This window comes from Sphingomonas aurantiaca (assembly GCF_003050705.1).
GTDB lineage: Bacteria > Pseudomonadota > Alphaproteobacteria > Sphingomonadales > Sphingomonadaceae > Sphingomonas > Sphingomonas aurantiaca.
The window spans coordinates 221428-230298 of record NZ_QAOG01000008.1 but is presented as its reverse complement, the minus strand read 5'-3'; the positions used below and the strand labels follow the sequence as shown (position 1 = coordinate 230298).

At 64.0% G+C, this 8871-nt stretch carries 7 protein-coding genes and 1 tRNA gene; 5 read left to right on the top strand and 3 right to left on the bottom strand.

The window, feature by feature from the left end; translation table 11 throughout:
- The first annotated feature begins 17 nt into the window (after positions 1 to 17).
- Together C8J26_RS19080 and C8J26_RS19075 are read left to right on the top strand one after the other, a co-directional pair.
- Positions 18 to 94 (top strand) — tRNA-Met (locus C8J26_RS19080).
- Between the two features lie 890 nt (positions 95 to 984).
- Positions 985 to 1269 (top strand): hypothetical protein, encoded by a 285-nt coding sequence (locus C8J26_RS19075; RefSeq protein ID WP_167398911.1) that lies wholly within the window; start codon positions 985 to 987, stop codon positions 1267 to 1269.
- Between the two features lie 198 nt (positions 1270 to 1467).
- Here C8J26_RS19075 and C8J26_RS19070 read toward each other — a convergent pair whose 3' ends face one another.
- Positions 1468 to 4587: a TonB-dependent receptor plug domain-containing protein gene (locus tag C8J26_RS19070; RefSeq protein ID WP_244185410.1), complete on the bottom strand. Its 3120-nt coding sequence runs from the start codon at positions 4585 to 4587 to the stop codon at positions 1468 to 1470.
- Here C8J26_RS19070 and C8J26_RS21005 point away from each other — a divergent pair, their 5' ends adjacent.
- The 3 genes from C8J26_RS21005 to C8J26_RS19055 all read left to right on the top strand — a co-directional run bounded on the left by C8J26_RS21005 (position 4588) and on the right by C8J26_RS19055 (position 7006).
- Positions 4588 to 5400: a hypothetical protein gene (locus C8J26_RS21005; protein WP_244185409.1), complete on the top strand. Its 813-nt coding sequence runs from the start codon at positions 4588 to 4590 to the stop codon at positions 5398 to 5400. It abuts the gene before it with no gap.
- A gap of 105 nt (positions 5401 to 5505) precedes the next feature.
- On the top strand, positions 5506 to 6075 hold the full coding sequence (locus C8J26_RS19060; protein WP_107959853.1) for a lysozyme inhibitor LprI family protein: 570 nt from the start codon (positions 5506 to 5508) through the stop codon (positions 6073 to 6075).
- Between the two features lie 19 nt (positions 6076 to 6094).
- Positions 6095 to 7006 carry a 3-keto-disaccharide hydrolase gene (locus tag C8J26_RS19055; RefSeq protein WP_244185414.1) on the top strand — a complete coding sequence of 304 codons (912 nt, stop codon included), beginning with the start codon at positions 6095 to 6097 and terminating at the stop codon, positions 7004 to 7006.
- Positions 7007 to 7030: 24 nt separating this feature from the next.
- Here C8J26_RS19055 and C8J26_RS19050 read toward each other — a convergent pair whose 3' ends face one another.
- Positions 7031 to 7348, bottom strand: coding sequence for a hypothetical protein (locus tag C8J26_RS19050; RefSeq protein ID WP_107959849.1), 318 nt, complete (start codon positions 7346 to 7348; stop codon positions 7031 to 7033).
- A 66-nt stretch (positions 7349 to 7414) separates the two neighbouring features.
- Complete coding sequence (locus C8J26_RS19045) at positions 7415 to 8866, bottom strand: DUF885 family protein (RefSeq protein ID WP_107959901.1); 1452 nt, start codon at positions 8864 to 8866, stop codon at positions 7415 to 7417.
- Positions 8867 to 8871: the final 5 nt, after the last annotated feature.

Below are 8871 nucleotides of genomic sequence, written 5' to 3'. Positions count from 1 at the left end.
TTCGCTAACGCGAATGTCGCGGGGTGGAGCAGCCCGGTAGCTCGTCAGGCTCATAACCTGAAGGTCACAGGTTCAAATCCTGTCCCCGCAACCATTTCCCTACTACGACAACGCCGCCCTTACGGGCGGCGTTGTCGTTTGTGGCGCAGGTCTTAAAGCTCGACCAAAACCTTGGCGGGGGGGCGTTGCGTACGTTCGGCGCCGTCGGCGTCAGTTCCTACGCGGTTCGACTATAGCGCTCGACGCGCGAACGCCCCCTGTAGTCGACCGCTATATCCACGATGCACCCCAGGCATTCTCGGCTGTCGTCATCGATACCGCGTACACATATGGAATCGTCTATTGCAGGCCAACGCGTCCGGGTGTGTTGCCTAGCGACCAACGCTGGTTGGGTGCCTGCGGGCCGGCTGTTGCGTTTGCGCGCCGTCGCTGGTGCTGGCGGTGCAGCCGGTAAACGGAGTTGCTGCATCGCTTCTCCCGCTGATCCGCTCCGCTACCAGCGATAGATTTCTGGCGAGCAGGTCAGGGGTGGTAGCGGGTACCGATATGGCATTGGCGTATCGAGACGCGGTCCGACCGGAAAAGGGCAGATCGGTTTGCCGACCAGAGAGTGCGCGCAGAACGGAAATATAGAACGATCCGCTTTCTAGAGCCGCTGAAACCATCGGCGTCAGGCCGACGCCCCCGGAAAGCAGTATTACAGGCCGCCGCGGCATGTCGGCGAGGCAAGAGTCGCCAGCGGGAGGTGTGGTCTCCAACCGGTCGCCGATCTGGATATCATCATGCAGAATGCAGGAATCGCCTTGGCCTGCCGCTTCCCGCTTGACCTAGATCCGGTAGTATTCCCCGTTCGACGGACAGGATATCGGGGAGTTTCGCGCGCGTTTCGGGGCACCGTTCGGTTTCAACCGGAACGTCAGATATTGGCCCGGCTTGTGGCGGAGCACGGGGTGGCCGTCCTGCGGCGTCAGAATGAATGACGTGATGTGGCTGCTCACGCGGATGCGCTCGACCACCGTAACCGAACGCCAACCGGTCCATCCGCCCTCTGCGGCCAATATCTCGTCCATCAGAACCGGCATTTTCGCGGGCGAGGGCACCAATCAGCCTGACTCCACGGTCGCTTACCTAACCGCCGTACCGAACTGCATCGGCCTGACGTCGATCCGCGTCCTGCCGCTACAGGGCACCACGTTTTTGAGCGCGGCGACGCTTTCGGACATCAGGCCGCACCCGTCGGCCAGGTCGGTGCCCCGTTCCTACCGATGAAGGTCGTGGCGTAAGGGATTTTGTGTAGCGCCTGCCGTCTCAGGTCGAGCCACCGTTCGAAATTTCGATCGCATGGGGACTCGCGACGCACCGTTGTGCATCGTGCCCGCGGAGGCATCGGCTTGGGGTCTGCGAGAAGACGAAAAAGGGCGGCAGGTGGATGACCTGCCGCCCCAGATATCGGACCCGAAGGTTCGATTACATGTCGATAGTCAGGCCGACGAACAGGTAGCGGCCGATAGCCTCGTAGATGCCCGGATAGGTGTTGCCATTGCCGAGCGAGCCGATCGGCGATGCTGCCGCACTCAGGATCGGCGGCGTCTTGTCGAGGATGTTGTTCACGCCCATGCGGTAGGTGAACTTGTCGGCGACCCGCACGGTTGCGGCCAGATCGAAATAGTTCTGCGCCTTCACGCGGGCATCGTTGACGAAGAACGGACCGGCGAGATCGCTGTCGCTGCTGGTGCGCTCGAACTTCGTTGCCGATAGGTACCGCCAGTTGCCGGACAGACCGATACCGTTCGGCGTCGTCAGCGATACACGAGCCTGATGACGCCACTTGGACATCGGATAGCCGCACTGCGCGCCGTACAGGCCTGCGCAATCGAACTTCGCGCCAACCTTGTCCGACGTGAACTTGTCGACATAGGTGCCGTTGAACGACAGCCCGATCGTGCCGATGCTGTCCGACCGGTAGGTGTAACCCGCCGACGTTTCGATGCCCTGTGTCGTCAGCGTACCCGCATTGACGTTGGTATCGACGATGTAGCCGGCATTACCCTGCCACAACGTGCCGCTGGCATCGCGTTTGATGGCACTGCAGAACTGCTGGTCGGCGGTCTGGAGGCACTGCGCGATGATCGTGTCCGCGCCGATGACGCCGATGCGGTCCTTGAGCTTGATGCGGAAGCCATCGACCGACAGGTTGAAGCCCGGCAGGAACGACGGACGCAGGATCACGCCGGCGGTGAACGTATCGGCCTTTTCGGGACGAAGGTTCGGGTTGCCGCCCAGTAGCCCGTTATACTGCTCGGACGGGTTGGCCGCGATCAGGCCGAAACGGTTCGCAGGCACGCCGGTGAGTGCGCACTGCGCCGCGGTGTTGCCGTTGACCAGGCCGTTGACCGCGGCGCCTGCGCAAGGGTCCGTCGCACCGTCCAGCTGGACCGATTGCTGTGCGAACAATTCCTGCGTGTTCGGTGCACGCACCGCGCGGTTGTAGCCACCACGGAAGCGGATGTCCGAAATCGGCGCCCAGACCAGTTCACCCTTGTACGAGCTTGCCGACCCGGCGGTGCTGTAGCTCGAATAGCGATAGCCACCGTTGACGGTCAGCTCATTGAAGAACGGACGATCGCTGACGAGCGGCACCTGGATTTCGCCGAACGCTTCCTTGACGTTGTAGCTGCCGCGGATCGGCAATGTCGCACCGCCCTGGCCGGCCAGATCGCCGCTCAGGAACGCGTTGTCGACTTCGAGGCTCAGCGATTCCTTGCGATACTCACCACCGACGTTCAGCGCGATGCCCTCGTTCGCGAACGGCGACTGAACGCCGTATTCGGCGCCCTTGAAGGTGAACGACGCGTTGAGGACCGTCTCCTTGTTCTCACCCGACTGGAAGCCCGGCGTCTGGACATAGTTCAGCGCTGCTGGGGAGATGCCAGCTGAACCGAAGATGTTCAGCGGTACGCAGTTCGGATCGGTACCGTCGACGACCGACCGGCAGACCGCCTGGCCGTTCGTCGCCGAACCCGGGCGCGTATCGGTGATGGCATCGAGCGCGCGCGTCGTACGCGACACCGAGAACTCGTTGCGATACACCTGGTTGAACACGGTGCTGCCGAACTGGCCGTACGCCTCGTACGAGATACCCTTGTCGAGCGTGCCGCTCGCACCGGCCACGAAGCGGTATTGCGTGTGGCGGAGATCGGCCTGGCGACCGCCACCTTCGACGTTGCGGCGGCCGATGCGGACATTGGCCTGCTGGTACTGCGAACCGTCCGGGTTGGTCAGGTTGATGACGTTGCCGTTCGCGTCCCGCACCAGGTTGGTGTCACGGAAGAAGGTAGCCTTCTGTGCAGCCGACAGGAACGGGTTGTTGCTGTTCAGGACCGAGGTGTTGTTGAAGTCGCCCGACGGTGCGATCTGCGCCACCGAACGGTCGTCCATGAACATGAAATCGGCGTAGGGCTTGAACGCGTCGCTGACTTCGTACTTTGCGAGGAAGCCTGCGGTATAGCGCTTATCCGGACGCTGATAATAGTTCAGCGGGTTGGCGTTATACAGCGTCGTACCCGGGACGAGCTGGCCTGCGGAATTAAGCGTATAGCCGGTTGGCGGCCCGCCCTCGACAGCGTCGTTGAGCGAGAAGTTTGCCGGGAACGCGGTTGCGGATCCGCCGCAGACATAGTCGTTGCCGACATTGCCCGTCGGTGCGTTGAGGCCGCACGCGCTGTAGTCGCGCGAACCCTGCAGGATCGCGCCGATCTTGCGGTAGCCGCCATAGCCGACGATGTGGCCGCGGCCGTCGCTGGTGCCGACGCCAACCTTGAAGTTGATGTCGAACTGCGTCCCGTCGAACGATTGACCGGTCGGCGCCGAATTGCCGGCGGTGGTGTTCAGCGCCTTGAAGCGGTCGCTGCGGTTGTTGTGGTTATAGATGCCGCCCGATGCATCGACGCTGAAGCCCTCGTAATCGGTATCAAGCACGAAGTTGACGACGCCGCCAATCGCATCCGAACCATAAACCGAGCCTGCGCCGCCGGTCAGCACATCGACGCGCTTGATCAGCGACGCCGGGATCATGTTGACGTCGGCAGCAGCACTTGCGGTGCTGCTCGACGACGGGTTGCCCGGCATCAGGCGGCGGCCGTTGATCAGCACCAGCGTGCGCGATTCACCCAGATTGCGCAGGTTGACCGTCGCCGTGCCGGTCGAGCCGTTCGATACCGACGAGTTCTGCGCGGCGAAGGCCGATGGCAGGCTGTTCAGAACGTCTTCGATGCGCGTCGCGCCGCGCAGCTTGATCTCTGCTGCGTTGACGACGGTCACCGGGCTGGCCGACGTCAGGTTCGGGTTCGAGATACGCGAACCGGTAACGACGATGTCGCCGCCGCCGGTCGTCCCGGCTGCGGCCGGATCCTCGCTCGGCGTGTTGGAGATCGCAGGCGTCGTGGCGGCTGCGCCGTCATCGCTTGCCGTGCCCTGAGCCGCGGGGGCGGGGGCCGGCGCCGGCGCCGTTGCGGTCTGGGCAAAGGCCGGCAATGCGCCAACCGCGCCTGCCATCATCGTCGATGCCAGCAGGCAATCTCGAAACATGTGGTTACGCATAGTCTTAATTGGTCCCTTTTCGGTATCGGCGAATTCTCGCGTCACGCGATCATTTGGGGGTCGAAAAGCCCCGATGGCGTCGATTTTTACAAGGCGAGCCCGGCTTGTCCAAAACAAAGTTACAAATTGGTCCCAGTTCATCGCATTGCGACGGTGTTGTTGCTTAATGGCAACATTGCTGACGTGATGCAGCACCGGACGGCGCCAGGCGCCGATTGCGGCATTCGGCATGTCGGCCTATCGATCGGCCTCACCGTAAAACCAGGGGGCGACATGCGGGTCACGATGACGTCGACAATCACCGGCTTGATCGGGGTCGCGGCGATTGCAGCGACGACCACCGCGGCCAAACCGCGCGATAGCGAACGTCCGCCTGTATTGCGCGCGGTAACGCAGTGCCGCGCCGTAGCGGAGGCTGCTGCCCGCCTCGCCTGTTTCGATCGATCGGTAGCCGCACTCGATGAAGCAGAGACCAACAAGGTCGTTGTCGTCATCGATCAGCAACAGGTGCGCGAAACGCGTCGCAGCCTGTTCGGCGTCTCGCTTCCCGATGCGGGCCTGTTCGGCAATGGCAACGCTCTGCCGCAGATCGAAACGACGCTCACCAGTGCGTCGGTGGATGACGCCGGGCGGTGGAGCTTCGTCCTCGCAGACGGCGCACGGTGGACGCAGACCGACGATTATATCATCGCGCGGCGGCCGCGGGCGAACGACACAGTCATCATAAAGCGCGCCGCGCTCGGCAGCTTTCGATTGAGCGTCGGCGGGCAGCCCGGTGTAAAGGCCAGGCGGCAGAATTAGCGCATAGGCAATGCTGGCGTGCCGACATGGATTTCGCGACCGCGCGTGAGTTGCGGCAGCCGACGAGATCCTGCGCTGCCGCGGAAAACAAGAAGGCACCGATCGATGAAGGCGACTGTCCATCGCGTTGTACATTGGGCCGCGCGCGCAGGTTTCTGTCTGTTGGCCACCAGCGCGATGGCACAGAGCGGGCCTATCCAAGCTGACCACAATCCCAATCTTCAACGCCACTGGAATCAGAAATTTGATGTCACTCTTCCCAAGGGCGTGGCGTCAGATGATCTGAAGGGGCGTTGCTGGTCCCAGCCGGCGCTGGAATCATACGTGCTCAATGGCCGCTTCTGGATCGAAGACATCTACGGACTTCCCTACGGTTACGTCGACAGTCACTGCCTCAGAGAACAGCTTTCGAAGATGAATTCGAGCCTTAACGCGTCCTACAAGCTTCTTCTGCGGTCACTTGCCGCGAACCGACGTCAGACTATCATCGCGTCTGAACGGCGTTGGGTTGTCGAGCGAAACAGGGAATGCAACGTCGCGGACGGGGTCAGTTACGTGATGTTGGGGTCGTTCGTGTGCCTCATGAACATGACAAATGACCGCCTGAATTGGATCACCTTGCGCCAACGATCGCTGGTCGCCCGATGGTTGAGGACGAATGTTTATGTGGTTTGATCGAGCATTGGTGGCACTCATGGTGCTGTCTGCCCCCGCGACCGCGCAAACGTCGAAGGACCGGGCACGCGCCATGGCGGGCGAACCGGCAAGGGCCGCCCAGCGGCTGACGCTGACGGACATACCCGTGCCGACCAGCAAGCCGACCGCGTTGTTCGACGGGCGCAGCCTGAAGGGCTGGACGCCTTGGCTGGGCTATGCCGATCCCTCGATCACCTACCAGCCGAACCCGGGTGTGCCGCCGATCGGTACCAGCCGGAATACCAGCGGCGACTTCGCCGTGCGCTCCGTCGAAGGTGCGCCTGCGATCTGGGTGAAGGGCAAGACCTGGGGCAGCCTCGTCCACACGGCCGACCTTGGCGACTATCACCTGCGGCTGCAGTTCAAATGGGGGGCGAAGACCTGGGCGCCCCGCGCGACGCTGCCGCGCAACAACGGGCTGCTCTATCATACCCACGGCACCGCCGGCGCAGTCTTCGGCACATGGCGTCCATCGGTCGAGTTCGAGATCATGACCGGATCGACCGGCATGATCGTCGCGGTGGGCGGCAAGCTGCGTGGGCGCACCGGCGTGACGTTCGATCCCGCGTTGGTCGAACCGCATCTTCGCTTCCGCGCCGGAGGCCGCGAGATCGACATCGTCAACGGCACCCCGACCTGGAACGTCGAGGCCGCGACCGATGCCGAGCGTCCGATCGGCGCGTGGAACACGCTCGACCTGTATGTCGTCGGCGATCGCGCAGTGCATGTCGTCAACGGCGTACCGGTCGCCGAAGTACACGACCTGGCGACGATCGCGCCCGACGGCACCCGGCGGCCGCTGACGCATGGCCAGATTCAGCTGCAATCCGAAGGCGCGGAGACGTGGTTCCGGGCGATCACGGTCGAACCGATCACGACACTTCCGAAGATCGTCGTCGCGGGACGGTAAACGTCCGGGTTCGCCGCGACGTCATCACGCCCGCTGCAAGCCGGGCTTGCCGCGCTTGGTGACGAAGCTGTCGTCAGTCGACAGCGTCCCGTTCCGCGTAGCGATCGTGTCCAGCACCCTCAGGTGGTCGCGGCCGACGTCACAGAGAACATAGCCACGGAAGTCCGTCAGCGCCCTAAGGTTCGAGTTCTCGGCGCGCGACGACCGTGTGTAGTCGTCGTTCTCGCCGACTCCGTCCGCGCCCGAACTGATCGAGGTCGCGAGATATTCGCTGCTGATGATCTGGCCGTTGCCGTGATCCTCGATCAGGGCTCCGAATCTTGCACCGCGGTACATCTGCATAGGGGATCCGTCGGGCATCGACGTGTCGACAACCCGCAAGCTAGCGGGGAAACGGGTGCTGCGCTGTCACGTGATGAACCCGCTGTTCATCGTCGTTCGCTTGCGTCCCTCGAACAGTAGTGCCCTGGCATAGGCGATCGGCGGTCTGTTTCGACCGTGATCCGCCATTGTCAGCCACGCCATGGCTTCGGCGACGCGTGCGGTGGGTTCGAGCGGGATGCGCGCGAGTTCGACGTCGAAGGGGGCGAAGTAGGCGGGTTCGCCCTGCCATTCGATCAGCCGCTCGCGGGCGCGTTCGATCGACCAGCCGTGTAGATGAATGCCGAGATCGACGAGCGCGCGGGCGACGCGGAAGAGGAGCCAATGGACATGGCCGAGCGCGTCATGGGCGTCGGCATAGGCACCAGCCCGGTCCGCCAGTTGCTCGGCGTAGATTCCCCATCCTTCGACGAACGCGGCGGCGTAGTCGACCCGGAGCGGGTGGGGCGGCCTGGCCCCCTCGAGCCCGAGCTGGATCATATGCCCGGGGAGGAGTTCGTGCGCCACGACGCTGGGCAAGGTCCAGCGGGGGCGGCGGCGGATTTCCTTGAGGTCGACGACATAGGTGCCAGGGCGGGTCGGCGTCGGAACGTCACGATAGCCGCCGCGGCCCGCGGCCATCTCCTGCGTCGTCAGCGCGCGGGCGCCGGCGGCGACGGACCATGGCGGAACTTCGCCGAACGCAGACCGGATATGCGCGCGCGCAGTGCCGAGCATGCGGTTCATGTCGGCGACCGCGCGCGCGCGCCCATCATCGGTGTCGGGATAGAGAAAGCGCTCGTCGCGCCACAGTCTGGCGTAGCGATCACCGATCGATGCCTTTGGCGCGCCGACGCTGTCGAACAGATCGGCGGCCCGTGCCTGGAGGCGGCTCAGTTCGGCGTAGAGTCGACGTTCGGCACAAGCAGGCGTCATCGATCCGAGCGAGCGCTCGAGTTGAAGCGCGTACCAGTCCGTTCCCCCGCGGAACCTCCCCACCCCGGGTGCGGAGGGGGCGGTGTCGCGCAGGCTTTCCAGCACCGCGATCTGTCGGTCGATAGCGGGATGTGCAGCCGCGGCGCGGAGCGCGGCGACCGTCCGATCGAGCGAGAGGCGCGGGAGAATTATGCCGGTTTCCGCGTCCGCCAGAACGGCCGCGGTGTCCGCGTCGATCTTTGCCGGATCGGGGCGTTGCGCTTTCCAGGCTCCGGTCGTCGGGGTGACCCGGTAGAGGCTGCGTCCGGTCCGGCCGAACCGCGATCGCGCGATGGCGGCGTCGATCGATAGACCGCTGCGGGCGGTAATCAGGTCCAGGCGGTCACCCGGTTTCAGCGCGCCCGCGTCGAAGCGAGCGAGCAGGCGTAGCGCGTCGTCCGGGTCGGTTGCGCCGGCCGCGTCGAGCGCCTCGCGCAGGGACGCACTGGACTGCGCGCCTGCGCTCACGGGCAGGATGATCGAGGACGCCAGGCCGCCCAGCACGCTTCGGCGGTTCGGGGTCATCGACG

Bases quoted from the DNA above. Each gene is read 5' to 3' on its own strand.
- C8J26_RS19050 (WP_107959849.1), bottom strand. From the start codon at position 7,348: ATGCAGATGTACCGCGGTGCAAGATTCGGAGCCCTGATCGAGGATCAC.
- C8J26_RS19055 (WP_244185414.1), top strand. From the start codon at position 6,095: ATGGTGCTGTCTGCCCCCGCGACCGCGCAAACGTCGAAGGACCGGGCA.
- C8J26_RS19075 (WP_167398911.1), top strand. From the start codon at position 985: ATGTGGCTGCTCACGCGGATGCGCTCGACCACCGTAACCGAACGCCAA.
- C8J26_RS19045 (WP_107959901.1), bottom strand. From the start codon at position 8,866: ATGACCCCGAACCGCCGAAGCGTGCTGGGCGGCCTGGCGTCCTCGATC.
- C8J26_RS19070 (WP_244185410.1), bottom strand. From the start codon at position 4,587: ATGTTTCGAGATTGCCTGCTGGCATCGACGATGATGGCAGGCGCGGTT.
- C8J26_RS19060 (WP_107959853.1), top strand. From the start codon at position 5,506: ATGAAGGCGACTGTCCATCGCGTTGTACATTGGGCCGCGCGCGCAGGT.